The organism is Jannaschia sp. S6380, from assembly GCF_023015695.1.
Lineage (GTDB): Bacteria > Pseudomonadota > Alphaproteobacteria > Rhodobacterales > Rhodobacteraceae > Jannaschia.
Genome location: NZ_JALKAS010000002.1, coordinates 583,185 through 609,471 on the forward strand (window position 1 = coordinate 583,185; position 26,287 = coordinate 609,471).

Genomic DNA, 26,287 nt, shown 5'->3' on the forward strand with positions numbered 1-26,287 from the left:
CCGCCGATTGAAAACGGCGTTTCAAATCGCTTGAAACCGCGTTCCACGGATTGACGCGCCTCGGGCCGGCCCGGAATGAGGTTGCGGCACCAGTTCGGGAGGGGCGGATGCGCAGTCGGGCACGGGTCGTCGTCATCGGGGGTGGCATCGCGGGGTGCTCGGCCCTCTATCACCTGACGCAGGAGAGTTGGTCCGACGTCCTGTTGCTGGAACGCGACGAGATCACGTCGGGCACGACGTGGCATTCGGCCGCGCAGGTGACCTCCTTCGGGATGAACCAGACGATGGTGGCGCTGAAAGCCCGTTCCATCGCGCTCTACCGGGACCTGGCCGCCGATCCGGATCACCCGGTCGGATACAATTACGGCGACGGGGGCATCCGACTGGCCGGCGATGCCCGCACGATGGAAGGGTATCGGCACTTCGCCTCGATGGCGCGGGGGATGGGGCAGCACTGGGAGGTCATCGACGCCGCCGAATGTGCCCGCCGCCATCCGCTGATCGACACCGACGGCTTGGCGGGCGGCCTTTGGGACCCCCATGACGGGCATATCGATCCGTCGCAGCTCTGCAATGCGCTGCTAGCGCGCGCGCGTCGCGCGGGTGCCGAGGTCGTGCGCAGATGCCCCGTAACGGCGATCGCGCGGCAGGGCGAGGGCTGGCATCTTACCACGCCCATGGGCGAGATCGAGGCCGAGATCGTCGTCAACGCTGGTGGCTACCGCTGCAACGAGATCGCCGCGATGATGGGTCATCGCCTGCCGGTCGCATCGATGGAGCATCAGTATTTCGTCACCGAGGACATGGCGGAGGTGCGGGACGCCGGACGCCGCATCCCGCTGCTGCGCTGTCCGATCAGCGACTTCTATTCCCGGCAGGAGCGTGACGGCCTGCTGGTCGGCTTCTACGAACAGGACTGCGAGACCTGGGGGTTGGACGGGATCGACCCGGATTTCACGATGGATCTTTCGCCCGACGACCTCGACCGGGTCATGCCCGTGATCGAGGGGGCGATGGCGCGGATGCCGGCGCTCGCCACGGCGGGGATCAAGCAGGTGGTGAACGGCCCGATCACCTATACGATCGACGGGGCGCCGCTGGTCGGGCCGGTGCCGGGGCTCAGGGGCGCCTATTGCATCACCGGCCTGCGTGCGGGGCTGGGCGAGGGCGGCGGGCATGGTTGGCTGTTGGCGCAGATGATCGTGCATGGCGAGGCCGAGGTGGACACCTGGTGCCTCGACCCGCGCCGTTTCCTGGCTCATGGCACGGTCGCCTATACGGCCCAGAAGGCGGTCGAGGACTACCGCAACGAGTTCCGCTTCCACTTCCCGCATGAACATCGGCCCGCCGGGCGCCCTTTGCGCACGACGCCCCTGACCGGAACGCTGGTCGAGGAGGGCGCCCATATGGGCGTGGTCGCCGGCTGGGAACGGTTGGAATACGTCGCCCCGGAGGGGTTCGCCGAGGCGCATTCCTTCCGCTTCACCGATGCCGAGCCGTTGATCGCCCGGGAGGTCCGCGCCGTGGCCGAGGATGTCGCGCTTACCGAAATCTCGGGCTTCTCGCGCTTCCAATTGACCGGCACGGACGTGCATGCCTTTCTGGAGCGGCTGTCCTGCTCGCGCATTCCCCGCAAGCCGGGCCGCATGGGCCTGACCTACTGGCTGAACGGCCACGGCTGCCTCAAGTCGGAAGTGACGGTGGCGAACGTGGCGCCAGGCCGCGTCTTGCTCGGCTCGGCGGCGGCGGCGCAGTGGCACGACCGCGACTGGATGGATGCGCATCTGGGGCCGGGCGAGGACGTCGCGATTACGGACCTCACGACCTCGCACACGATCCTGCTGCTGGCCGGTCCGCGATCGCGCGAGGTGCTGTCGCGTGCCGCGCGGGGCGACTGGTCGGCCGCAGCCTTCCCTTGGCTGTCGGTCCGCACGGCGGAGCTGGGCGTCGCCCCGGCCACGGTCATGTCGGTCAGCTTTTCAGGGGAACTGGCCTACGAGATCCACGTCCCGAATGAGAGCCTGGCCGCCGCCTGGCGCACGCTGCGCGCGGCGGGGGCGGCGACGCTCTTCGGGTCGCGCGCGGTGGAATCGATGCGGTTGGAGAAGTCGTTCCTGCACTGGAAGGCCGACATCCTGACCGAGTTCGACCCCTACGAGGCAGGGTTGGAGCGCTTCGTGCGCGACGGCGGGGGATATGTCGGGGCCGAGGCACTGGCCGCGCGCAAGGCAGCGGGGCCGACCCGGCGGTTGGTGACGCTTGCCATCGACGCCGACGACGCGCCGGCTCGAGCGGGGGCTTCCGTGACGTCGCATGGCGGGATCGTCGGCACGGTGACGTCCGGCGCGATGGGCCACCGCACCGGGCTCAACCTGGGGCTGGCCTTCGTGAAACCGGCCTGCGCAGCCGAAGGCACGGCGCTGGAGGTCGACATGATCGGCACGTCCCGCCCGGCCCGCGTGATCGCGCCCGCCCCCTATGATCCGGGGTTCGCGCGCCTGCGGAGATGACCCGTGCCGTCGCCGCTCAGAGGTCCCGTGCGAGCTGTTCGGCCAGTTGCAGCCAGACCGCCTCATGCGCCGCGATGATGGCGAAATAGCTGTCGAGATCCGCCACCGGTGCCGAGAGCGCGAAGTTCCCGACCTTGTCCCGCCCGGTTTCGGACCGGATCGCGTAGATGCCTGTGAAGCGGATATCGCCCGTCGCGCGCACAATCATGTCCTCGACGAAGACCGAAAGCTCGACGTCGGGAAAGCCCGACAGGGGCCAGGGTTCGGCGGCGACACGGGCGTCGGTGATCGTGTTCAGATGCCGCGTCAGCGAGGCCTGCATGGCGCGGTCCGGCAAGTCCGCCCACAGCTTGTCGGTATTCGTCAGCAGCGCGCCGTCGGCCTGCTGGATCGGGATTTCCTGATTGATGGCGTATTCGGGGATCGAGATTTCGTTCACCTGCACCGTGGACGCCGCGACGTTGACGCGCAGGTCGGTCGTGGAAGGGGGCGGCGCGAAATACTGCGTCTCGGTACAGGCGGCGAGCGCGAAGAGGAGGGCGGCGAGGGGCAGTTTCATGGTTCAGCGTCCTAGCAGCAGGGAGTTCGGGTTGCGTTCGATCGTCCGCGAAAGCGAACTGACATCCTCGGCGGCACGCGTCGCGGCGCGCAGGGCCTGATAGAGTTCGGTGTTCACGCGGCTGCCCTCGCCATAGGTGCCGAGCAGGGTGCTGGCCTCGTTCGACAGCGCCTGCAGTCGCGCCACGAGAGTCGGCAGATCCTCCGCCGCGACGCGGATGCCGTCGGCGGCACCGGCGGCGGATCGAAGCGTTGCGTTGAGGTTGTCGAGCGTTCCGCCGGTCCGGATGGTCTCGATGGTGCTGCGCAACTCCTCCAGCGTGTCGACCAGCACGACGGGAACGTCGTCGGCCTCGTCCGAACTGAGAAACGCGTCGGCCGTTCGCATCAGTTGTGTCGTCGAGTCGACCAGTTCGTCCAGGGCCAGCGCGTTCGCCTTTTCCGCAAGCGTGTTGAGGTTCGCACCCAGCGCCTCGGCCTGAGCCAGCACACGTTGCGCCGATCCGGACAGTTCCGGCAGGTTCGTGGTGCCCTGTGCGACGCTGGTCGCGGCCCGCGCGGCGGCGTCGAGCGCCGTCGTCAGGCGGGTCGCCGCCTCCTGCTCGGCCAGCGACTGGGTCAGGGCGCGGATGTCGGCGGTGACGGTCGCGAGTTCGGTCAGGATCGTCCGGACTTCGGGCGCCGCGACGAGGGCGCGCCCATCCTCCAGCAGGCCCCGCGCCGCGCCGGGCAGCGCCTGCGTGTCCGCCGAGGCCAGAAGCGCGTCCGCGGCCGCCACCACGCCGTCGATTCGCGCGCGCAGCGGGCCCAGATCGGCCGTCCCGGCGGCGACGTTGGCCGCCGCCTCGTCGATGGAGACCAGCGCACGGTCCACGGTCTGGGCCAGTGCGGTGCCGTCGAAGGGCGCGAGGATCGCGCGGATGTCGGCCGTGGCCGCTGCGGTGTCGGCCAGGATCGCCGCGATTTCCGGGGCGTTCGCCAGATCGCGCGTTCCCTGCAGCGTCTCACGCGCGAGGCCGGGCAGGGCCTGCGTGTTCTCGTCCTCCAGAAGGCCCGTCACACCGTCCAGCGCCGCCTGCGCCGAGCCCGTCAGCGCGTCGAGATTGCCGGTGCCGGCCGCGATGTTCTCGGCCGCGGCCGCGGCGGCCACCAGGGCCGCGTCCAGCGACGCCGTCACCTCGCGTTCCGCGATGTCCGCGGTGATGTCGCGCAGGTCGCCGGTGATCGCCTCGACATCGGCCAGGACGCCCGCGAATTGCGGCGAGGACAGGATGTTGCGGCCGTCGCGCACCAGGCCCTGCCCGTCGGTCAGCAGGGCCAGGACCTCCTCGGGGATGGCCCGGGTCGCGTCGTCGGCGGCGATCCGGTTGATGTTGTCCAGGAGGTCGGTTGCCGAAGCCAACAGATCTTCGATCGGGAGGTCGTTGATCCGGTCGAGAACCGACTCCGCGCTGGCCGTCAGTCCGGAGATGTCGGCCTCGACCGTGGGCAGAAGCGGGTTCGAGGCGAGGCCAATCTCCAGATGCTCCACCGGGGCGTCCTCGATGTCGACGAGTTCGATCGCCAGATCCCCTCCGAACAGCGAGGTGGAGACGAGCTTGGCGCGCATCCCGTCGGCCACCAGGCGGTCGATGAAGTCGATCCCGTCCAGGTCGTTCAGGCCATCCTCCAGCCCCATGCGCGTCGGCTGAAGCGCCATCACCGCGAGAAGCTGCACCACCCCGTCCGGGTCGTCGGGCCGGATGAAGCCCGTCACCCGCGTCACGGTTCCCACCCGGATGCCGCGGTAGCGTACGATCGCGCCTTCGGCCAGGCCCGAGGCGGCCGTCGGGAACAGCGCGCCGATGGAGACCGAGCGTTCGGCCGGCGTCTCGAAGGTGGAGGCGCGCGCGGCCTCCTCGTCCTCGAAGATGTTGTAGACGTAGCCGGTCCCGATCGGATCACCGCCGGAGATCAGCGTGTCGAAATTGACCCCGCCCTCCAGGATGGAGGCGATGGATCCGATGCGCAGTTCCACGCCGCCGGCGCCCAACGTGGCCGAGACGCCCGAGGCGTCCCAGAACCGCGTGGACGTCGAGAGCTGCCGGTCGTAGGGGGCGAGGACGAAGGCGTCGACGCGCACTTCGGTCCCGTCGGGCGACAGGCGCGGCGCGGCCACTTCGCCCACCTCGATCCCGCGATAGAGGATCGGCGCGCCAGGCCCCAGCCGGGAGCTGTCCTTGGCGCGCAGGACGATCGCCGTCCCCTCGACACCCGGCGGCACGATCGGCGCGCGTTCGTCGCCCAGGAACGCGACCTGCGGCTCGCCGATCTCGTTGTCCCAGGTGCCTTCGACATAGGTGCCCGACAGGATCGTGTTCAGGCCCTGCACGCCGCGCGCCGTGACCTCGGGCTGGACGATCCAGAAGCTGGCGTCGTCGTCCAGAAAGGGGGCCACGTCCTTGTTGACCCGGATATAGACGTTCACCTGGCTCAGGTCCGCGGTAAAGCCCACATCCTCGACCACGCCGACCGTCACCTCGCGGTAGCGCAGGGTGGTCTGGCCGGGGGTCACGCCCGATGCGTCGGGGAAGGCCACGACGATCTGCACGCCGCGGTCGGACCAGGACTGATAGGCGATGGCCAGCGCGATCAGGATGGCGATGATCGGCACCAGCCACACGGCCGAGACGACGCCGCGACGGCGGCGGCGCGGTTCGGCGACCGGGGTGGCGGGGCGGTTCGGGTCGTCGGTCATTTCCGGTTCTCGTTCGAGATCCGTTCGATCTCGTCCCATATGCGGCGGCTGTCGAAACTCATCGCGGCAAGCATCGTGAAGACGACCGATAGCGCGAAGCAAACCGCGGCGATACCCGGATTGATCGTCGCCAGCAGATTGAACTGCACCAGCGCCGCGAGGATGGCCACGACGAAGACGTCGATCATCGACCAGCGCCCGATCCATTCCACCACCTCGTAGAGATGGAGCAGGTGCTGCGGCTTGTGGCCATGCGGCCGCCGCACGATCACGGCCAGATAGGCGATGGCGATGAATTTTCCGACGGGGATGATGACGCTGGCGAAGAAAACGATCCCCGCGACGCCATAGGCGCCGTAATGCATCAGCTCGATCACGCCGCCCACGATCGTGGCGTCGGATTCCAGCCCGACCGTCCGCGTGATGAGCATCGGGTAGATGTTCGCCGGGATGTAGAACAGAAGCCCCGCCAGCCACCAAGCCCAGACGCGTTGCATCGAGGTGCGATCACGGCTCTCGATCCCGCCGCCGCAACGCGGGCAGATCTCGGTCCCCAGCGGCCAGACACGGGTGCAGTGCCGACAGCCGACGAGGCCGGCGTCGCGCGCGGTCAGCGCCGCGTGGCGATGTCCAGAGCCGTCCATATCGTATGCTTGCTCATCTGCGTGTCCTGAAGCGCCGTTATGAAGACGATGGCCGCGAATGACCAGAACGCCGGGCCCATCGACAGCGTGGCCAGGTCGGCCAGCTTCACCAGCGCCACCGCCACGCCGACCATGAAGATCTCGGCCATGGCCCAGGGGCGTAGCGTCTCGGCCAGCCTGAGGGCGAAGGCCGCCCCCGGCAAGGGCGGCGCATCGAAGCTGAGCGGGCCCAGCGCCCAGACCAGCGAGAGCAGGCGGGCCACGGGCAGCACGATCACGAAGAACGTCACCGCGATCGAGAGCGGCGCCATGATCCCGCGATTGAAGCTCATGGCCGTCTCGAACACGGATGCGCGGCTGTCGAAGACACCGTTTCGCAGCTCGAGGAAGGGATAGAAGACGACGATCGTCATCAGGATCAGCGACGTTACCGCCAGGATCACGATCCGTACGATGGCTTCTGGGCGGTCGACGGCGATCAGCGTCCGGCAGCGGATGCAGCGCAGGCGCATCCCGTCCGGCACCTCGCCCACCTCGTGCAGGGCATCGCAGACCGGGCAGCAGACCATGTCCTCGGACGGAGACATCAGTAATCCTTCTCGTAGAAGAGGCCGAGCGACGTGTTACCCGCCGCCCCGACCGAGCCGCGCACCGTCAGGTTCGGCGTCACATCGAGATTGAGCGAGATGTCGGCATCCCCGTTCTGGTCGATCTGCACATCCGTATAGACGTTGTCGGAGAGGTATTTGCCGGCATTCAGCGCGACGTTGCCCTCGTCGTCGGTCGTCACGTCGAGATCGTCCAGCCCCGCATCCCCGCGCAGCCGGTCCAGAAGGCCGCCGCTGCCGCGCCCCGACAGCACGGCGATGGAATTGGCGAGTTGCAGCGCCTGAAGCGGGGAGAGCTGGCTCAGGTCGCGGCCGAAGAATATCTGGGCGACGATTTCCTCCTGCGGGACGTCGGGGGTGGATTCGAAGCTGACCTCGATCGCGTCCGCGGGTCCCTCGATCACGATGGCCGCGGTGATCGTGTCCGTCTCGGTCTCGGCGACCAGGCGGATGAACGGCGTCAGGTCGCCCTGGAAGGTGATCGATCCTTCGTCGAGGACGAAGCGCTGCTGCAGGATGTCCAGACGCCCGCGAAGCAATTCGAACCCGCCGGTGGTCACCGGGTCGGCCGTCGTGCCGCGCAGGGCCAGGGCGCCGCCCAGTTCCGCGTCGAGCCCGCGTCCGCGCACGAAAATGCGCCCCGGCGCGCGAATGTCGAGGTCCAGCCGATAGACCGGTCCGCCCGCATCCGGGTCGCCGCCATTTCCCGCGCCGCCATCGTCGTCCTGGCCCGCGCGGACGAGGGTCCGCTGGACGGGTCTGGGCGTGTTCAGGTGGGTGATCTCGGGCAGGTCGCCCACCGCCGTCAGCCCGGAGGAGGGAACGGCGATTTCGGCCCCGTCGATCAGGATGTCGCCCGCGATCAGCGCCCCGCCGGTCAGCGGACCATCGATGGACACGCGCCCCTCGACCTCGGCGGTGTAGAGGGACGGGTCCTCGAGCGTGATGTCGAACTCCGCCACCAGGTTCGCGTCGAAGGGCGACGACAGGTCCACCGGCCCATCGACGGCCAGCCGTCCGCCCGATTGCGGCGACGCCGTCAGCGACACGTCCGCGCGCCCGTTCGACAAGGTCACGCGCGCGTCGATATCGTCGAGCCCGTTGCGCAGCGACGGCAGCGACAGGGCCGCGCCTTCGGTGGTGATCGTCCCCGAGAGAGCGTCCAGCGCCGGCGGTCCGTTCACGGACAGATCGAACTGCGCGACGCCCGCAAGACGGCGTGGTGCAAGCGCGGCGTTCGCGAGGCCAAGGGGGGCGGAGCCCGTGACCGACAGGTCCAGCGTCGCATCGGTGCCCACGCGGCCCGTCACCGCCGCGTTCGTGCCCGCCGGTCCGTCCAGGTCGACATCCACGGCATAGGCGTCCCCCTCCTGCCGGGCGGTTCCCTCGACCCGCAGTGGCCCCGATATATCGGGCAGCAAAGGTCCGACATCGGGCACGGCCAGCGTGAAGCGCGCATTGGGCGATGCGCCCGTCAGGACACCTTCGGCATCGAGCGTGGCACCGAGCGGGCCGGAGGCGTCGAGGTCCACCGCCCATTGCCCATCCTGTCGAAACAGGCGGCCTGCGGCGTTCAGCGGGCCCGACAGCCCGGGGACGAAGGGCGCGACATTGGCCGCGTTCACCTGGAACGCCAGGTCGGCGTCGGGCCCCGTGGCGATGCCCGAGACGGTGGCCGACAGGCCCCGTGCGCCGTCCACCTCGACCTCGACGCGGAACTGGCCGTCTTCCTGCCGGGCCGACACGTCGTAGTTCAGCGGCCCCCGCAGTTGCGGGGCCAGTGCCGACGCATCGGGGATCTGACCCGAGGCATCGACCGAAGGGATGCCATCGGCCAGGTTGAGCGTGGCGTCGATCGTCGCCGCATAGGGTCCGGTGCCGGCCAGGTCGACGCGGAAGCCGTCATCGGTGCGGATCGCCTCGCCCGAGACGGAAAGGCCGTCGGGGACCGGGGCGATCGGGGCGAGCGAGGGGATGTCGGCGGTGAACCCGACGCGAAGCGGCGTGCGGGTCAGGACCGTCTCGGCGGTCACGACGGCGTCGTAGGGGCCGCGGGCGGTGACCTCGGCGGCGTAGTCCTCGCCCATCCGCGCGATGCTGCCCTCCAGGTCCAGCCGCCCTTCGATGGCGGGCACGAAATTCCCGAGTTCGGGCACCGTGCCCGTGAAGGCCAGCCGCATGTCCTCGCCGGTCACCGGGCCGCGGGCCCGCAGCGCGACGCCGGACGGGCCATCGGCCGTGGTGTCGACGGACCATTGCCCGTTCGCCTGCGTAAGCGTGCCCGCCAGGCTGACCGGCCCGGCAAGCGCAGGTTGATCCGCAAATGCGGGGACGGGGCCGCTCAGGTCGGGCAGGCGCGCGTCGAAGGCGATGCGCGGCTCGGGCCCCGTGACCGGGCCCGAGACACGGGCCGTCAGGTCCCACGGACCGGCCGCGTCCGCCTCGACCGACCAGATATCGTCGCGCGCGAAGGCACGGCCCGACAGGTTCAGGCCACCCGGAACGCCCTCGGCGAAGGCGGAGATATCGGGGATTGCGGCCGAAAAGGTCAGGTCCGGCGCGGGCCCGGTCAGGGTGCCGCTGGCCGAGACGGTGACGCCCTGGGGCGCGACCGCGTCCAGTGTGCCGGTCCAAGTGCCGTTCTCGCCCTGGTTCAGATCGGCCGCGACCTCGATCGGGCCATCCAGCCTCGGGTCGATCCGGGTGCCGTCCTCGACCCTCGCCTCGAAACTCGCGCGGCTTGTCCGACCTTGCAGGCGCGGGGCCGACTCCTCGTCGAGCAGGGCGACGCTGCCGGTGGCGGTCAGGTGATCGCTGGCCAGGCGCAGCGCATCCACGAAGGTGCCGTCCACGGTGCGGCGCGCGGCGATGGCCAGCGTCGTTTCGCCGGCGAGGAGCGCGTCGGCCTGCGGAATGCCAAGCGCCAGGTCCTGCGTCGTGGCGCCCAGCGACAGATCGAAGCTGCCGGCCACGGGGGCGAATTCGCCCTGCAGGCTCGTCTCGGCCGACCCGGACAGGTCCTGCCCGGCAAGCGCGGCCAGACGCGACAGATCCCCGAACGCGGCCTGCAGGTCGAGGCCCAGCGTCAACGGACGTTCGGCATCGGTGTTGTCGGCCGTGACCTGCCCCGTCAGCCGATAGTCCGGCCCCGTCAGCGCGAGGTCCGACAGGCGCACCGGCGCCCCGGATCGCCAATCGACATCCGCCGTCAGGCCGACGCGCGGTCCCACGGCCTGCGCCAGGGCCGGATCGGTGAAATCCAGCTGGTTGAGCGCCGCCTCGATCGCGGCGGTGGCGCGGTCGACCGACCCGTCCGACCGGCTGAGGATGCCTCTGGCGGTCAGGGCCGCGTCGCCCAGCGTCAGCGTCGGTGTGGAATAGTCCTGCACCGCGAGTTCCAGCGACCAGTTGTCCGAGACGTCGGCGTCATGCGTGACCGAAAGCCGCGCGCGGCGCAGCTGGCTGTTGTCGGCGGTCGGCAGCAGGACGGGCGTGCCGTCGGCCGATTCCAGCGAGCCGTCGATATCGAGGAACACGGGCCAGCCATCGGGCCCCAGCCGGGCCTCGCCCTCCAGTGTCAGGGCCTCCGTGTCGATGCGCAGCGCCGTCAGGTCCAGGCGGCCGTCGTCGCGTTGCAGACCGCGCGCGACCAGGCCCACGTCGTCGCCGAAGAAGGCCTGGTAGCGCGGCGCGAAGAGCGAGGTGACGTCGCCGCCCAGATCGACGGCGAAGGCGCGGCCGTCCTCGGTTCCGATCAGCGTGACCTGCCCGCCCAGCCGTTCCGTCCCGTCCGAGGCGATGGCGATGTCGGCCGCGAAATCGTCGAGCGGCCCCGCGCCTTCGACGGTCAGCCGGATCGCCGGGGCGCCGGGCAGCTGCAGCAGCGTCGCCGCCAGGCCGCCCTCCTCCTCCGTGATGTCGAGGTCGACGGACAGCTCCTCGGTCTCGCCGTCGAAGGCGACCGCGATGGAGAAGGTGCCCGTCGCCCCGTCCAGACGCTGCGCCTCGATCCGGGCCTGGCCCGATCCGTCGGCCAGCTGCGCCGATGCATCGAGCGTCAGCGCGACGTCCTGCCCGAGCAACGGCGCGCCCAGTTCGATGCGGTCGGCCTGCAGGCTCTCGATATCGACGGAGACGGGCAGGTCGGGCAGGGTGAAGCCGGAGGCGCCGGCATCGGGCAGCGCCTCGACCCCTTCGGCGGGCAGGGGCGCGCGTTCGACCCGGATGAGACCGGCCGAAAGCTCCTCGACCTCCAGCCGGCCGCGCAGCAGGGCGGATCGGTTCCAGTCCAGCACGACATCTTCCAGCCGCAGCCAGACGCCCTCGTCGTCGGAGATCTGGAGCACATCGAGAGACGCCTCGGAGGAGAGTGCCCCGTCGAACCCGTCGATCCGGACCGACAGGCCGGGGGCGGAGAGGTTGTCCTCGATCAGTCCGGTCAGGAAGCCGCGGTCGCGGTCCTCCTCGCTGTCCTGCGCCAGTGCGGAACCGGCGACCAGCACCAGCGGGAGGAGATGGAAAGCACCCCGCGCCATCAGAACGCCTGCCCGATGCCGATATATATACCCACGCCGCCATCGTCGTCCGGGCCCGAGACCGGAAAGCCCAGATCGAGGCGCAGCGGGCCGATGCCGGTGTCGTAGCGCAGGCCCAGGCCCGCCCCCGAATGGCTGTCGCCGCCGGTGAAGTCGCTATCGGGCGAGATCAGACCGAAATCGGCGAAGCCCACCACGCCGATCCGCTCGGTCACGTCCTGCCGGAGTTCCGCCGAGAAGCCGACGAAGGATCGCCCGCCGACGATGTCGCCATCGTCGAGTTCCACGCCGAGCGACTGGAACTCCTGGCCGCGGACGGTTCCGCCCCCGCCCGAGAAGAACAGCGTCTTGGCCGGCACCTCATCCAGTTCGGGGCCGATCACGCTGCCCAGTTGCAGGCGCGCGGCCACGACGGTGCGGCGATCGGGGCCAAACCCCTGGTAGCCGCGCAGGTCGGCGTCGAAGACCGCCCCCGTCCCCGCGGTCCGGAAGCCCTGGAAGGGGCGCAGTCCCGCCTCGATGTAATATCCGTCGCGCGTATTCAGCGGGTCGTCGCGGCGATCGTATTGCGCGGTCAGGGGCAGCGACAGGATAGAGAACTCGCGCGTGCCGAAGGCATCGGATGTCTTGCTGTATTCATAGCCGACACCGTAGGAATACTGGAACTCATCCGACACGATCCGCCGCGCGCCGACTTCCAGATAGGCACGCTCGGAATTGAAGTTCGGCTGGTCCAGGCTTTCGGCGCCGCCGTTCACGAACAGGTCCGATTCCGGGTTGAAGGTGGCCGGTCGCAGATAGGCGAAGGTGAGGCTGTAATCGGCCCCGCTGTTGCTGGCGCCGAGCTGTTCGACATTGCCTTCGATGCGCAGGCTGTCGGCATAGCCCGTCAGGTTGCGGTGCAGCCAATAGGCCGAAAGGCCCAGCCCCTCCTCGGAGGCGATCTCGGCGCCGAAGCCGAACCGGCGGGGCAGGCGTTCGACGACCGAAATGGTCATGGGCAGGGTGTCGGCCGGCCCGATGCGCTCCGCCTCGGTGATCGACACCGAGGAGAACGCACCCGTTCGCTGCAATCGCCGTGCGGCTTCCTCGACCTGTCCGGGATCGAAGACACGGCCCTGCCGCAGATCGGCGATCCGCGAGATGTGGCTGGCGCGCACGTCCTCGGCGCCCTCGACGAAGACCGGGCCGAAGACGAGCCGCGGGCCGGGGGCGAGGGACAACGCCACGTCCAGGCGGTCGATCTCGTGGCGGGCGGTGATCTGCTGGTCGGCGACCTCGGCCTTGGCATGGCCCCGGGCGCGCCATCCCTCGACGCCCGCACGCGCGGCCTGGCGGATCACGTCGGTCCCGGCGGGCAGTCCGGGCGCGAACCCCTCGGGCAGTTCGGTGCCGCGCGCGACCGGGGCGATCGCGGCTTGCCCGAACAGGAAGCGCGGGCCCGGCTGGATCTGGATCGCGACGCTGTTCACGCCGCCCTGCTGCCCGATTGTGGGCAGGGCGGCGGCCTCGACCCCGTCGATGGTGATCGAGATGACGGGCCCGAAATACCCGGCTTCGAACAGCACCGCCAACAGGCGGCGGTAGTCGGCCTGTGCGGCCGCGACGATGTCGCGGCGCTGGCTCTCGTCCTCCTCGACGGCGCCGGCGGTGAGCGAGGCGGCGCGAATGTCTTCGGCCAGGTCCTCGAACGTGTCGGGATCGCCTGCGATGGCGATCTGCAGGTCGGCCGCGGCGGACGCGCCGGCCCAGAGCGACAGGGCCAGGCCCGTTGCGATCAGAAGTCTCAAGGGCGTCCCCATCCCGTCGTCGGCAGTCGTCTTGCAGGTTCCGGACGGCGCGATCTGCCGGCGGCCCGGGGCTTCAACCTAGCAGCGGGGCCAAGGGGATCAAAGTTTTGCGCGAATGGGTCGTCGGCGGTTTTCCGCCGGTCGCTCACGGGTCGCGCGCGTCGCCGGTCGCCGGCCGGAACCGACGGGGGAGGCTAGCGTTTCGCATGCATCCGCCGCCCGTGGAATCCGGATACGAAACCGCGCAACCAGGCGCGACCCCGGACCCCGGGCGGCAGACATGACGGATGCCGGTCCGGTCCCTCATTCCATGGACGCTGTTGCACTTCGGCGTCCGTGCCCGCATCGTGACCCGATGTCCGACATGTCCCCCTTTGATGAGATGATGCGGCCCGACGGGACGGTCCGCGAGGCGTATCAGGCGTTCGAGGCGTGGTTCTCGTCCGAGGATCCCGCCCATCTGCGCGCCAAGGCGCGCGAGGCGGAGGCCTTTTTCCGCCTGACCGGCATCACCTTCAACGTCTATGGCGAGGCCGAGGCGGGCGAGCGGCTGATCCCGTTCGACATCGTGCCGCGCATCATCGCCGCGCGGGAATGGGCCAGGCTCAGCCGTGGGATCGAGCAGCGGGTCCGGGCGCTCAACGCCTTCCTGCACGACATCCATCACCGGCAGGAGATCGTCCGCGCGGGCCGGATGCCCAAGGAGATGATCGCCCGCAACGACGCGTTCCTTGCGCAGATGATCGGGGTGGAGCCGCCGGGCGGGGTCTACACCCACATCGTCGGCATCGACCTCGTACGGACCGGGCCGGACCAGTTCTACGTGCTCGAGGACAATGCCCGCACGCCCTCGGGCGTCAGCTACATGCTCGAGAACCGCGAGACGATGCTGCACATGTTCCCCGAAATCTTCTCGAAGAACCGGGTGCAACGGGTCAGCCGGTATCCCGAGCGGCTGCATGCGAGCCTCGCCGCCTGTGCGCCGCCGGCCTGCGAGGGCGATCCGGTCGTGGCCGTGCTGACCCCCGGCATCCACAATTCGGCCTATTACGAGCATAGCTTCCTGGCCGACCAGATGGGCGTGGAACTGGTCGAGGGCCACGATCTGCGCGTGGTCGACGGGCGCGTGGCGATGCGCACGACGCAAGGCTACAAGGCGATCGACGTGCTCTATCGCCGGGTGGACGACGACTTCCTCGACCCGCTGAACTTCCGGCCCGACAGCTATCTGGGCGTGCCGGGCATCTTCGACGTCTACCGTGCCGGCGGCATCACGATCGCGAATGCCCCCGGCACCGGGGTGGCCGACGACAAGGCGATCTACAGCTACATGCCCGAGATTGTGGAGTTCTACACCGGCGAGAAGCCGATGCTGGAGAACGTGCCGACCTGGCGCTGCTCGGATGTGGACAGCCTGAAATACGTCCTCGACAACCTCGAGGAGTTGGTCGTCAAGGAGGTGCACGGATCGGGCGGCTACGGCATGTTGATCGGCCCCACCGCCAGCAAGAAGGACATCCGCGAATTCCGCCGAAAGTTGGAGGCGCGGCCGTCGAACTACATCGCCCAGCCGACGCTGGCGCTTTCGACCGCGCCGATCTTCACCAAGACGGGCCTGTCGCCCCGGCATCTCGACCTGCGGCCCTTCGTGCTGGTCAACCCGAACGGGATCGAGATCACGCCCGGCGGCCTGACGCGCGTGGCGCTGAAGAAGGGGTCGCTGGTCGTGAACTCCAGCCAAGGCGGGGGCACCAAGGACACGTGGGTGCTGGAGGACGATTGATGGAGCAGCGTATGCGACCAGCCATTCGGCGCCCCGCCCGCAATCGCGCCGCCATCCGATGTGCGACCCTCGTCGACGCGTGCGACCTGTCGGGGCGCGGGACTCTATCATGGCCGATCGGGGGGCGGGCCTGATGCTTGGCAAGACCGCAGGCGGCCTCACCTGGATGTTCCGCTATCTGGAGCGGTGCGAGAACCTCGCGCGGCTGGTCGAGACGGGGCAGCGGATCGCATTGACGCGCCCCGACCGGGCCGACAGCGAATGGAGTTCCATCCTCGACACGGCATCGGCCCGCGTGGCCTTCGACTCCCATAACGACGAGGTGTCGGGCGATGCGGTGATCGACTGGCTGCTCAGGTCGTCGGAGAACCCGGCCTCGGTCATGTCCTGCATCGAGGGCGCGCGGATGAACGCGCGGCTGGTGCGCACCGCCATCACCCGCGAGGTTTGGGAGGCCGTCAACGAGGCGTGGATGACCCTGCGCCATGAGCTGTCGCGCCGCATCACCCCCAAGGACCTGCCGCGCATCCTGGGCGTGATCCGCCAGCGGTCCGCCTTCGTGCGCGGGGCGCTGCACGGCACGATGTTGCGCAACGACATCTACGACTTCGCGCGGCTCGGCACCTTCCTCGAACGGGCCGACGCGACCGCGCGCCTCCTGGATGTGAAGTACTACGTCCTTCTGCCGACGGCCGCCGGCGTCGGCAGCAGCCTCGACAACGCGCAGTGGGAGATGATCCTGCGCGCCGTCTCCGCCGAAGGGGCGTTCCGCATGGTGCATGGGCGCACGCGTCAGGCACCCGACATCGCCCGGTTCCTGATGCTCGACAACCGCCAGCCGCGTAGCCTGTCGTTCTGCTACGAGAAGATCGGCGCCAACCTCGAATTCCTGGAACGCGATTACGGCGTGCGGATGCCCAGTCACGACCTGTCGGAGGCGATCTGCCACGATCTGGGCCAGGCGACCATCCAGGGCATCTTCGAGACCGGCCTGCACGAGTTCCTGCAGGACTTCCTGCGCCGCAACGCCGAACTCGCCGCCCAGATCGAGACTGACTACAGGTTCTCCCGATGACCGCCCGTCTGACCATTCGACACACCACGACCTATCGTTGGGACACGCCGGTGTCCTACGCGCTCCAGCAACTGCGGCTGACCCCCAAGGATCGGCCGGGCCAAACCGTCATCGACTGGTCCACCCGCATCGACGGCGGCCGGGTGGAGGTCGCGTTCGACGACGCGCATGCAAACCGGACGCAGCTCGTGTCGGTCGATGCCGGGCGGACGGAGGTCACGATAACCGCCGCCGGCACGGTCGAGATCGAGGACCAGCAGGGCGTGATCGGCCAGCAGGGCGGCTTCATGCCGCTATGGATGTTCCTGCGGCCCACCGACCGGACGCGGCGCGGGCCGGGCACGCTGGCGCTCGCCCGCGAGGTCCGGGACGTCGACGACCAGCTGGCCCAGATGCACGCACTCTCGCAGGTTATCCGGGATCAGGTGACCTATGCCAGTGGCACGACCGAGGTGACCATGACCGCCGAGGAGGCCGTCGCCAACGGCACCGGCGTCTGCCAGGACCATGCGCATATCTTCGTGACAGCCGCGCGGCTTCTGGACCGCCCGGCGCGCTATGTATCGGGCTATCTCAAGATGGACGGGATCGAGGAGCAGGACGCCACCCACGCCTGGGCCGAGGCGCATGTCGACGGATTGGGCTGGGTCGGCTTCGACATCTCGAACGGGATCTCGCCCGATGACCGCTATGTGCGGGTGGCGACGGGCCTCGACTACGAGGACGCGTCCCCCGTTTCGGGCATCCGGCAGGGTCCGGGGACGGAGACGATGTCGGTGCACCTGTCGGTCTCCGAGGGTGCATCACAGTCGCAGTCGCAGTCGCAGGCCGGCCAGTCGCAATCGCAGTCGCAGAGCCAGCCGCGCGGATGAGGCCCGCGCCCCCATCTCCGGCTTGACAGCCGGCGGAGGCGGGCAGAGACGAGGCGCGAGAAGGAACCGGACCACATCATGACCTATTGCGTCGGCCTGCAGCTTGACCGCGGCCTCGTCTTCATGTCGGACACACGTACCAACGCGGGTGTCGACAACATCTCCACCTACCGCAAGATGCACACCTGGGAAGTGCCGGGCGAACGTAGCCTCGTCCTGATGACGGCCGGCAACCTTGCGACCACGCAGGCCGTCGTCAGCCTGCTGGACGAGCGGAACCTGGCCCCGTCGGACCGGAACCCGACCCTGCTGACGGCGCCCTCGATGTTCCAGGCCGCGCGTCTGATCGGCGAGACGTTGCGCGACGTGATCGCCACGCAGGCCGGCACCGGCCCGAAGGCGGCGGCGACCTTCAACGCGACCATGATCTTCGGCGGCCAGGTCAAGGGCAGCCCGCCGCGGCTCTACATGATCTATCCCGAAGGCAACTTCATCGAGGCGCAGCGCGACACGCCCTTCTTCCAGATCGGCGAGACCAAGTACGGCCGCCCGATCCTCGTGCGCGCCTACGACCCGGAGATGGATTTCGCCCGCGCGGTCAAGCTGTTGATGGTCAGCTTCGATTCGACGATCCGCGCGAACCTGTCGGTCGATACGCCGCTGGATCTGCAGGTCTACGAGAACGACAGGCTGGAACTGGGCTATTCCCGTCGGATCGAGAATACCGATCCCGATTGGCGCGCGATCTCGGAAGGCTGGTCGGACGCCTTGCGCCGCGCCTTCGACAGCCTGCCCGACATCGCGTTGTAGCCATTGAAGCGGCGGCGCGGGCGGCTACCCTTCGGACCATGCTGCTGCGAGTCCGCGACGTCGAGAAGGGATTTGAGACCGCGGATGGACACCAGCCCGTCCTGCGGGGCGTGTCCTTCGACCTCGACGCGGGGCATTCGCTGGCGTTGACCGGCGAGAGCGGCTCGGGCAAGTCGACCCTGCTGCACCTGGTGGCGGGGCTCGACAGCCCCGATGCCGGCCGCATCGAGATCGCGGGTGACGATATCGCTGCCATGGACGATGCGGGGCGCGCGCGCCTGCGTCGCGGCACCGTCGGGCTGATCTTTCAGCAGTTCAACCTGATCCCCTCGCTTAGCGTGACCGACAACCTGACGTTCCACGCGCGGCTGGCCGGCCGCGATCCGGGCGATGTGGATGCGCTGGCCGGCCGACTGGGCCTGGGCAATCACCTCGACCGTTTCCCCGAGGAGCTGTCGGGCGGGCAACAGCAGCGCGTGGCCATCGGCCGCACCATCGCAGCCCGCCCCCGGCTCGTTCTGGCCGACGAGCCGACCGGCAACCTCGACGAGGCGACGGGCGATGCCATGCTGGCGCTGATGCGCGAACTGGTCACCGATACGGGGGCCGGGTTCCTGATGGTGACCCATTCGTCGCGACTGGCGGGCCGACTGGACGACCGGCTGCACCTGCGCGCGGGCCGCGTGACCGATCCGCGGGGGGCCGAATGAACCGCGCGGGTCTGGGTGCGCTGCTGGCGCATTGGCGGCGGCATCCGTTGCAACTGCTGACGATGGTGGTCGGGCTGGCGCTGGCCACCGGCCTCTGGACAGGGGTTCAGGCGATCAACGCGCAGGCGCGCCTGAGCTACGATCAGGCGGCCGCCTCGCTGGGCCAGGGCGGCCTTGCGCGGCTGGAGGGCAGGCTCACACTCGCCGATTTCGCCACCGCGCGCCGCGGCGGCTGGAACGTCAGCCCGGTGCTGGAATTCCGCCTGCCGGGCAGCCACGCGCGGCTGGTCGGCATCGACCCGTTCACCGCGCCACAGGGCGGCACCCTGCCGGACCTCTCCGATGCGTCGGATCTGACCGGGTTCCTGACCGGGACGCTGATCTTCGCCGCGCCCGGCGCCGCCGTGCCGGAAGACCTGCCAGAGGCGCGTGTCCTGCCCGACCTGGCGCCCGGCCTTCTTCTGGCGGACATCGCCGCCGCGCAGGCCATCGCCGGCGTCGACCGCGTGGATCACCTTCTGATCCTGCCGCAGCAGATCGACGGCCTGACGCCCCTGACCGAGCTGTTGCCCGACACCCGTATCGTCCAACCCGAGGCGCAGGGCGACATCGCCCGTCTGACCGACAGCTTCCATCTGAACCTGACGGCGTTCGGCCTGCTGGCCTTCGCCGTCGGGCTGTTCATCGTCAACGCGGCCATCGGCCTCGCGTTCGAGCAGCGCCGGCCCCTGTTCCGGACGCTGCGGGCGCTGGGGCTGCCGTCGCGCCGTCTGGTTCTGCTTCTGGCGCTGGAACTCTGCGCCTTCACGCTGATCTCCGGGACGCTGGGGATCGTGCTGGGCTATGCGGTCGCGGCGCTTCTGCTGCCGGGTGTCGCGGCCACGCTCTCGGGGCTTTACGGCGCCTCGGTGGCCGGGGCGCTGACGCTCTCGCCCATCTGGTGGCTGTCGGGGTTCGCGATGGCCGGGGTCGGTCTGGTGCTGGCGGGGGGTCAGAGCCTCTGGCGCCTGGCGCGCCTGCCGGTGCTCGTTCCGGCCATGCCCCGTGCCTGGGCCCGGGCGCAGGCCGGCACGCTGCGGCGGCAAGCCCTGGCGGGGGCTGCCCTTCTGTGCGTCGCGCTGGCCGTCGGCATCTTCGGACAGGGGCTGGTGGCGGGGTTCGTCTGTCTCGGCGCGATGCTGCTCGGGGCGGCGCTCCTGCTGCCGCCGCTTCTGTCGGCGATCCTCGACCTGGGCGCGGGCCTCGCGAAGGGTCCGCTGATCCAGTGGCTCTGGGCCGATGCCCGCCAGCAGGTCCCGGGCCTCAGCCTCGCGCTGATGGCGCTTCTGCTTGCATTGGCGGCCAATGTGGGCGTGGGCACGATGGTCGGCAGCTTCCGCTCGACCTTCACCGGCTGGCTGGATCAGCGCCTCGCCGCCGAACTCTACCTCTACGCGACCGACGCCGACGAGGCGGGGGAAATGGTGGCCTTCCTCGAGGGCCGGGTCGACGCGATCCTGCCCATCGTCTCGCGCGAGACGGTCCTCGAAGGCGCGCCGGGCGAGATATTCGGCCAGCCCGACCACCCGACCTTTCGCGACAACTGGCCGCTGCTCGATGGCGTGCCCGATGTCTGGGACAGGCTGGCCGCAGGCGAGGGGGCCCTGATCAACGAACAGCTGGCGCGCCGCACGGGCCTCTGGTCCGACGGACGCATCTACTTGGGCGCGGCGGGCGAACGGGCCGTGCTGGGCGTCTATTCCGACTATGGCAATCCGCGGGGGCAGGCGATCCTGTCATTCGAGACCTTCGCCCAGATCTTTCCCGACGCGACCCCAAGACAATTCGGCCTGCGCGTGGCGCCCGACGATATGGATGATCTTGCGGCCGCGCTGACGGAACGCTTCGACCTGCCGCCGGACCGGGTCGTGGACCAGGCCCGCATCAAGCGTTTCTCGCTCGACGTATTCGAACGGACCTTCGCGGTGACCGCGGCGCTGAACGTCCTGACGCTTGGCGTCGCGGCCTTCGCGCTCTGGGCCTCGCTGACGACGCTGGGCACAATGCGTGTGCCGCAAATCGCGCCTGTCTGGGCGCTGGGCATGACGCGGGGCGGCCTGGCCCTGTCGGATCTGCTCCGCACGCTGATCCTGGCGGCCTTCACCGCGATCCTCGCCGTGCCGACCGGGGTGGCTCTGGCTTGGGTGCTGCTGGCGGTCGTGAACGTGCAGGCCTTCGGCTGGCGACTGCCGCTGCTGCCGGATCCGGGGGCCTGGGGCCTGCTCTCGCTCTGGGCGCTTTTGGCGGCGGCCCTGGCGGCGGCGTTGCCCGCCTGGCGCCTGTGGCGGATGCCGCCCGCCCATCTGGTCAAGGTCTTCGCGCATGAACGCTAGGTCGCTCATCCTTCTGATGTTCCTGCCGTTCGCGGCCATGGCGCAGGGGTTCGCCGGTCTGGGCCAGGGCGGCGCGGGTTTCGCCTTGCCGGACCCCGAATACCGCTTCGCCTTCCCGGCCGATCACGGCTCGCACGAAAGGTTCCGGATCGAGTGGTGGTACCTGACCGCATCGCTCGAGGGCGAAGACGGGAGGCGTTACGGCATGCAGTGGACGCTGTTCCGCTCGGCGCTCACGCCCGAGGGACCGCAGGTCTGGATGGGACATTTCGGGCTGACCACCCCGAAGGCGCATTTCACCGGCGAGAAATTCGCCCGCGGCGGGGTCGGTCAGGCCGGCGTCGCGGTGGACCCGTTTCGCGCCTGGATCGACGATTGGCAACTGACCTCGCCCGATGCCACGCTCGATGCGTTGGCGCTTTCGGCCCGGGCGGACGGGGCCGGCTATGACCTGCGTTTCGCGGCCGAGGGCCCGCTGGTGTTCCACGGTCAGGAAGGGTTCTCGACCAAGTCGGCCTCGGGCCAGGCCAGCCACTACTATTCGCAACCCTTCTATGCCGTGGCCGGCACGCTGCACCTGCCCTCAGGCCCGGTCGCCGTCACCGGACGGGGCTGGCTCGACCGCGAATGGTCCTCGCAGCCCCTCGCCGCCGATCAGGAGGGGTGGGACTGGTTCTCGCTTCACCTGGATGACGGCCGCCGCCTGATGGCCTTCGCTCTGCGCGGGGACGAGCCCTTTCACTACGCGTCCTGGATCGAAGCGGATGGAACGCTCGTGCCGTATTACGGCGACGCCCTGACGCTGACGCCATTGCGGACGGCCCAGGTGGCGGACCGAACGGTGCCGGTCGAATGGCGGCTCGTTCTATCGGCACAAGACATCGACCTCGTGGTCGAGGCGGTCAACCCCGACAGCTGGCAGGACACGCTGTTCCCCTACTGGGAAGGGCCCGTCGTCGCGACAGGAACCCATGCCGGATCCGGCTATCTGGAGATGACGGGCTATGAGTGACCCGTTCGATGACCTGGGCGCCCTGCGCCGTCATGTCTGGGACCGGCTGGACCGGGGCGCGCGTGTGGCGGACGATCCGTTCCGGTTCACCACCATCGCCACCGGCGGGCCGGACGGCCCCGAGGCGCGGATCGTGGGCCTGCGCCGCGCCGATCGCGACACGGGCGAGGTAGAGGTCCATTCGGATCTGCGGACGGCCAAGGTCCGCGCCCTGCGCCACGACCGACGGGCGGCGCTCCTCTTCTGGGATGCGGCCGCGCAACTCCAGCTGCGCCTGTCGGTCGAGATGCGGATCGTCGCGGCCGATCCCGGGCGTTGGTCCGAGGTTCCGAAAGCGTCGCGCGGCAATTATGGCACCGATCCCGCGCCCGGCACGCCCATCTCCGCGCCCGATGCCCTCGGGCGAACGCCCGATATCGGACATTTCGCAGCCCTTATCGGCCGCGTCCGGCAGATCGACGCGGTCTCCCTGACGCATGATCCGCATCGACGGGCCGTCTTCGGGGACGGGACGGCCACTTGGGTTGCCCCTTAGGCCGCTAACCGAATCTTCACCTCCACGCCCTAGCCCTCGGTCCCTGGAGGGTTTCCCATGAGTTCCAGCAAGGACAACGCGCGGCCGATCATCATCAAGCGCAAGAAGGTGATCGCCGGCGGCCATCACGGCGGCGCCTGGAAGGTGGCCTATGCGGATTTCGTCACCGCCATGATGGCCTTCTTCATGCTGATGTGGCTCCTCAATGCGACGACGGAGCAGCAGCGCAAGGGCCTGGCCGACTATTTCAGCCCGACCATCGCGATCAGTCGGGCCTCTGGCGGGGGCGATGGCGCGTTCGGCGGCCGCTCGCTGGCCTCGGATGCCAGCATGGTCCAGCTCGGGCGCGGCGGCATGACCAATTCGGAGGCGCATGGCACGACGAATGCCGATGGCGAGCTCGAGAACCTGGCGGCCGCACTGATGGGCAAAGGCGGCGACAGCCTGCTGGACGAGGCGGAACTGCGCCATGTCTCGCTGCGCCTGACCGATGAAGGGCTGGTTGTGGAATTCTTCGCGCTTCCCGGCTCGCCGCTCTTTACCAAAGACAGGCCGACGCCGCTCCTGCGTCGTCTGCTGGCCTCCGTCGCGTCCGAGCTTCGGCCCCGGCCCAACGCGCTCGCCGTCGAGGCGCATGTCGCCGCCGAACCGGTCGTCACGCGCGAGCCGGAGGTCTGGGCCCGGTCGATGGCCCGCGCCGAAGCTCTGCGACGCGCGCTGGGAGCGGCGGGCATCCGGTCGTCGAGGGTGGCGCGTGTGACGGGGCATGCCGACCGTCGCCCGGTCACGGCCGATCGCCTGTCCGTGCGCAATGACCGCGTCGAACTCGTCGTGTTGCGCCATGCGCTGGCACCGCCGCGCGCGAAAAGCGCCGCCCGTTAGCCCGACCTTAAGATTCCGCGCGCGAGTGTCGAAAGCAGACGACTCGCGGCCCCCGCGACAGCACGAGACCCAGAAAGGACCGCCCATGACGATCTCCTCCTCCCTCAATGCCGGTGTGACGGGGTTGAACGTGAACGCCAGCCGCCTCGCGACGATTTCCGACAACATCGCGAACTCCTCCACCTTCGGTTACAAGCGGTCCACGGCGGATTTCCATTCGATGGTCCTGAACCCGAGCCGCGGCGCCTATTCCGCGGGTGGCGTCCGGGTAACCACCGGCCGGGAGGTCGAGCAGAGCGGGACGCTGATCACGACGAGCAATCCGACCGATCTGTCGGTGACGGGTCGTGGCATGCTGCCGATCACCACCGCGACGGCCGTCGCGGGCGGGTCGACCGAATTTCCGCTGCACATGACCTCGACCGGGTCCTTCCGGGCCGACGCCGATGGTATCCTGCGCACCGCCGGGGGGCAGGTATTGCTGGGCTGGCCCGCCGACGCCGATGGCGTCGTGGCGGGTTTCCCCCGCGACACGGCCGGCGGGCTGGTCCCCGTGCGGGTGGATGGCAACCAGTTCCAGGGCGATGCGACCACGCGGATCTCGCTCGGCGTGAACCTTCCGGCCACCGATACGGCCGCCGGTGCGTCCGGCGCCCCGCGCGAGGTGGCGCTGGAGTATTTCGGCAATCTCGGGCAGTCCGAAACGCTCGACATCTCGTTCGAGCCGCGGGTTCCCGCGACCGGTTCCAGCAATGAATGGACGCTGCGCATTCGCGATGGAGCGCAGAACGACGATCTCGTGGGCGAGTTCACCGTGACCTTCGACGACAGCCGCGAACATGGCGGCAAGATCGCCAGCGTGACGCCGGGCTCCGTCGGCGCCTACGATCCCGGCACCGGCCTCGTGACCGTCGCCGCGGGGAGCGGGCCGCTGGAACTGGAGATCGGCCGCCCGCAGGACACGCAGGGCCTGTCGCAGCTGTCTGACACGTTCGCCCCGCTCGCGATCACCAAGAACGGCTCGCCCGTTGGCAACTTGGCTGCGGTCGAGGTCGACGAGCGCGGCATGCTCAACGCGATCTACGACAGCGGTGTCAGCAAGACGCTCTATCAGATCCCGGTGGTCGACGTGCCGAACCCGAACGGTCTCAAGCCGATGTCGAACCAGTCCTATCAGGTCTCCTCCGAGAGCGGCGCCTTCTACCTCTGGGACGCGGGCGACGGACCGGTGGGCGATGTGGTCGGCTTCTCCCGCGAGGAGAGCACGACGGATGTCGCCGCCGAACTGACGCAGCTGATCCAGACGCAGCGCGCCTACAGCTCCAACGCGAAGGTCATCCAGACCGTCGACGAGATGCTGCAGGAAACCACCAACATCAAGCGCTGACCCCATCGCAAGGAGACGACCATGAGCCTGACCTCTTCGCTGAGCTTCGCGGCCGCCGGGCTGGATCTGAACGCGCGGCGGGCCGATGTCGTGGCGCGCAACGTCGCCAATGCGGGCGAGGCGGGCTATGCGCGGCGGACGCTCGACGCGACCGGGGCGGGGATCGGCCTGCCCGGGTCCGGCGTGGCCGTCTCGCGCGATGTCGACCCCCGGCTCGTCCAGCTGCGCCGCGAGGCCCAGTCTCAGGAGGCTGCGACATCCGTGGCCGCGCAGTTCCAGACCCGGCTCGACGCCGCCATCGGGGACCCCGACACGGCCGGCAGTTTGCAGGATCGCCTCGCGCGGTTGGACGCGGCCTTCGTATCCGCCGCGGCCAGCCCGGGGTCCGAGACGCGGCTGACGGAAATTGCCCATGCCGCCGACGCGACGGCGGAGAAGCTCAACAGTCTTGACGCTCTCGTGCGGCAAGACCGCCAGGATGCCGAAACCGAGATCGGACGGACGGTCGACAAGCTCAACGCCGATCTTGAGGAGGTCGCCCGGATAAACGCCGGCATCGTCCGGCTGGACGCCGGGGGCCACGACACCGCCGATCTGCTGGACCAGAGGACGCGGGTTCTCGATCGGATTTCGCAGGAGGTTCCGATCCGCGAGCTTCCGCGCGACAACGGCGCAGTGGCGCTGGTCACGCAGGGCGGGGTCCTGTTGCTCGATGGGCGGCCGGCCGAATTGGGCCATGACGGCCGCAATCCGATCACGCCGGACATGACGGCCCCCGATCAGCTGTCGGGACTGACCGTCAATGGTCGGCCGGTCTCGACCGACGGGCCGCAGGCCGGGATCGCGGGCGGCCGTCTGCAGGCCCTGTTCGAGCTTCGCGACCGCGTTGCACCGAGTGCCACGGCGCGCCTCGACGGGCTCGCCGCGGAACTGGTCGGTCGCTTTGGCCACACCTCCGTCGATCCCACGCTCGCGCCCGCCGATCCCGGTCTCTTCTCCGACGGGGGGCTGGGCTTCGATCCGTCGGCACCGGCCGGTTTGGCGGGCAGGCTGCAGATCAACGCCGCCGTCGCGCCCGAGAGGACGGACCAGCATTGGCGGTTACGCGATGGCTTGGCCGCGTCAGGTTCGGGGGTGCAGGGCGATCCCGACCTGCTCCTGGCATATGGCGCCGCCTTCGCCGAAACCGCCGCCCCCCGTTCGTCCGATCTGCAGAACAGGGTCACGAATATCGCCGGACATGCCGCTGGCCTGAAATCATCGGTTTCGGCCGACCGCGTTCGCCTGTCGGACGCCGCTGAGGCGCATCGCGGCCAGGCACAGGCGATCCTAGACGCCCGCGACGGCGGCGCCGTGGATGTTGATGCCGAGATGCGCCGGTTGATCGAGATCGAACAGGCCTATGCCGCGAACGCGCGCGTCATCCGGGTGGTCGATGACATGATGAACAGACTGATGGAGATCTAG

Annotated in this window: 18 protein-coding genes; 12 read left to right on the forward strand and 6 right to left on the reverse strand. The window is 69.3% G+C overall.

Features of this window, described 5'->3' with window-relative positions:
• Positions 1 to 107 precede the first annotated feature (107 nt).
• Positions 108 to 2,510 carry an FAD-dependent oxidoreductase gene (locus tag MWU52_RS15915; RefSeq protein ID WP_246953994.1) on the forward strand — a complete coding sequence of 801 codons (2,403 nt, stop codon included), beginning with the start codon at positions 108 to 110 and terminating at the stop codon, positions 2,508 to 2,510.
• 16 nt (positions 2,511 to 2,526) lie between these two features.
• Here MWU52_RS15915 and MWU52_RS15920 read toward each other — a convergent pair whose 3' ends face one another.
• Genes MWU52_RS15920 through MWU52_RS15945 form a run of 6 tightly spaced genes read right to left on the reverse strand, consistent with a single transcriptional unit; the run spans position 2,527 to position 13,382 of the window.
• Complete coding sequence (locus MWU52_RS15920; protein ID WP_246953995.1) at positions 2,527 to 3,069, reverse strand: PqiC family protein; 543 nt, start codon at positions 3,067 to 3,069, stop codon at positions 2,527 to 2,529.
• A 3-nt stretch (positions 3,070 to 3,072) separates the two neighbouring features.
• Entirely contained in the window at positions 3,073 to 5,805 is a 2,733-nt protein-coding gene (locus MWU52_RS15925; RefSeq protein WP_246953997.1) for an MlaD family protein, read from the reverse strand.
• Entirely contained in the window at positions 5,802 to 6,449 is a 648-nt protein-coding gene (locus MWU52_RS15930; protein WP_246953999.1) for a paraquat-inducible protein A, read from the reverse strand. Before MWU52_RS15930 ends, MWU52_RS15925 begins: the two co-directional genes overlap by 4 nt.
• A complete protein-coding gene (locus tag MWU52_RS15935) occupies positions 6,416 to 7,036 on the reverse strand; it encodes a paraquat-inducible protein A (protein ID WP_246954001.1) in 621 nt (206 codons plus the stop codon). The genes MWU52_RS15930 and MWU52_RS15935 overlap by 34 nt, the downstream gene beginning before the upstream one ends.
• Entirely contained in the window at positions 7,036 to 11,592 is a 4,557-nt protein-coding gene (locus MWU52_RS15940) for a translocation/assembly module TamB domain-containing protein (RefSeq protein ID WP_246954002.1), read from the reverse strand. Before MWU52_RS15940 ends, MWU52_RS15935 begins: the two co-directional genes overlap by 1 nt.
• Positions 11,592 to 13,382, reverse strand: a complete 1,791-nt coding sequence (locus tag MWU52_RS15945; protein WP_246954003.1) for a BamA/TamA family outer membrane protein — start codon at positions 13,380 to 13,382, stop codon at positions 11,592 to 11,594. Before MWU52_RS15945 ends, MWU52_RS15940 begins: the two co-directional genes overlap by 1 nt.
• 355 nt (positions 13,383 to 13,737) lie before the next feature.
• Between MWU52_RS15945 and MWU52_RS15950 the strand changes: the two genes are divergently transcribed.
• From MWU52_RS15950 to flgK, 11 genes are all read left to right on the forward strand, one after another.
• Complete coding sequence (locus MWU52_RS15950; protein ID WP_246954004.1) at positions 13,738 to 15,165, forward strand: circularly permuted type 2 ATP-grasp protein; 1,428 nt, start codon at positions 13,738 to 13,740, stop codon at positions 15,163 to 15,165.
• A 109-nt stretch (positions 15,166 to 15,274) separates the two neighbouring features.
• Complete coding sequence (locus tag MWU52_RS15955) at positions 15,275 to 16,240, forward strand: alpha-E domain-containing protein (RefSeq protein ID WP_348645527.1); 966 nt, start codon at positions 15,275 to 15,277, stop codon at positions 16,238 to 16,240.
• Positions 16,237 to 17,112 (forward strand): transglutaminase family protein, encoded by an 876-nt coding sequence (locus tag MWU52_RS15960; RefSeq protein ID WP_246954005.1) that lies wholly within the window; start codon positions 16,237 to 16,239, stop codon positions 17,110 to 17,112. Before MWU52_RS15955 ends, MWU52_RS15960 begins: the two co-directional genes overlap by 4 nt.
• Positions 17,113 to 17,190: 78 nt before the next feature.
• The gene (locus MWU52_RS15965; RefSeq protein ID WP_246954006.1) at positions 17,191 to 17,922 is read left to right on the forward strand and encodes a proteasome-type protease; all 732 of its coding nucleotides are present in this window, start codon (positions 17,191 to 17,193) and stop codon (positions 17,920 to 17,922) included.
• Between the two features lie 38 nt (positions 17,923 to 17,960).
• Positions 17,961 to 18,632, forward strand: a complete 672-nt coding sequence (locus MWU52_RS15970) for an ABC transporter ATP-binding protein (protein WP_246954007.1) — start codon at positions 17,961 to 17,963, stop codon at positions 18,630 to 18,632.
• Positions 18,629 to 21,004 carry an FtsX-like permease family protein gene (locus tag MWU52_RS15975; protein WP_246954009.1) on the forward strand — a complete coding sequence of 792 codons (2,376 nt, stop codon included), beginning with the start codon at positions 18,629 to 18,631 and terminating at the stop codon, positions 21,002 to 21,004. The genes MWU52_RS15970 and MWU52_RS15975 overlap by 4 nt, the downstream gene beginning before the upstream one ends.
• Complete coding sequence (locus MWU52_RS15980; protein WP_246954011.1) at positions 20,994 to 22,016, forward strand: lipocalin-like domain-containing protein; 1,023 nt, start codon at positions 20,994 to 20,996, stop codon at positions 22,014 to 22,016. The genes MWU52_RS15975 and MWU52_RS15980 overlap by 11 nt, the downstream gene beginning before the upstream one ends.
• Complete coding sequence (locus tag MWU52_RS15985; protein ID WP_246954013.1) at positions 22,009 to 22,551, forward strand: pyridoxamine 5'-phosphate oxidase family protein; 543 nt, start codon at positions 22,009 to 22,011, stop codon at positions 22,549 to 22,551. Before MWU52_RS15980 ends, MWU52_RS15985 begins: the two co-directional genes overlap by 8 nt.
• 57 nt (positions 22,552 to 22,608) lie before the next feature.
• Positions 22,609 to 23,433 carry a flagellar motor protein MotB gene (locus MWU52_RS15990; RefSeq protein ID WP_246954015.1) on the forward strand — a complete coding sequence of 275 codons (825 nt, stop codon included), beginning with the start codon at positions 22,609 to 22,611 and terminating at the stop codon, positions 23,431 to 23,433.
• An 85-nt stretch (positions 23,434 to 23,518) separates the two neighbouring features.
• Positions 23,519 to 24,820, forward strand: coding sequence for a flagellar hook-basal body complex protein (locus tag MWU52_RS15995; RefSeq protein WP_246954017.1), 1,302 nt, complete (start codon positions 23,519 to 23,521; stop codon positions 24,818 to 24,820).
• A 21-nt stretch (positions 24,821 to 24,841) separates the two neighbouring features.
• On the forward strand, positions 24,842 to 26,287 hold the full coding sequence (gene flgK / locus MWU52_RS16000; protein ID WP_246954018.1) for a flagellar hook-associated protein FlgK: 1,446 nt from the start codon (positions 24,842 to 24,844) through the stop codon (positions 26,285 to 26,287).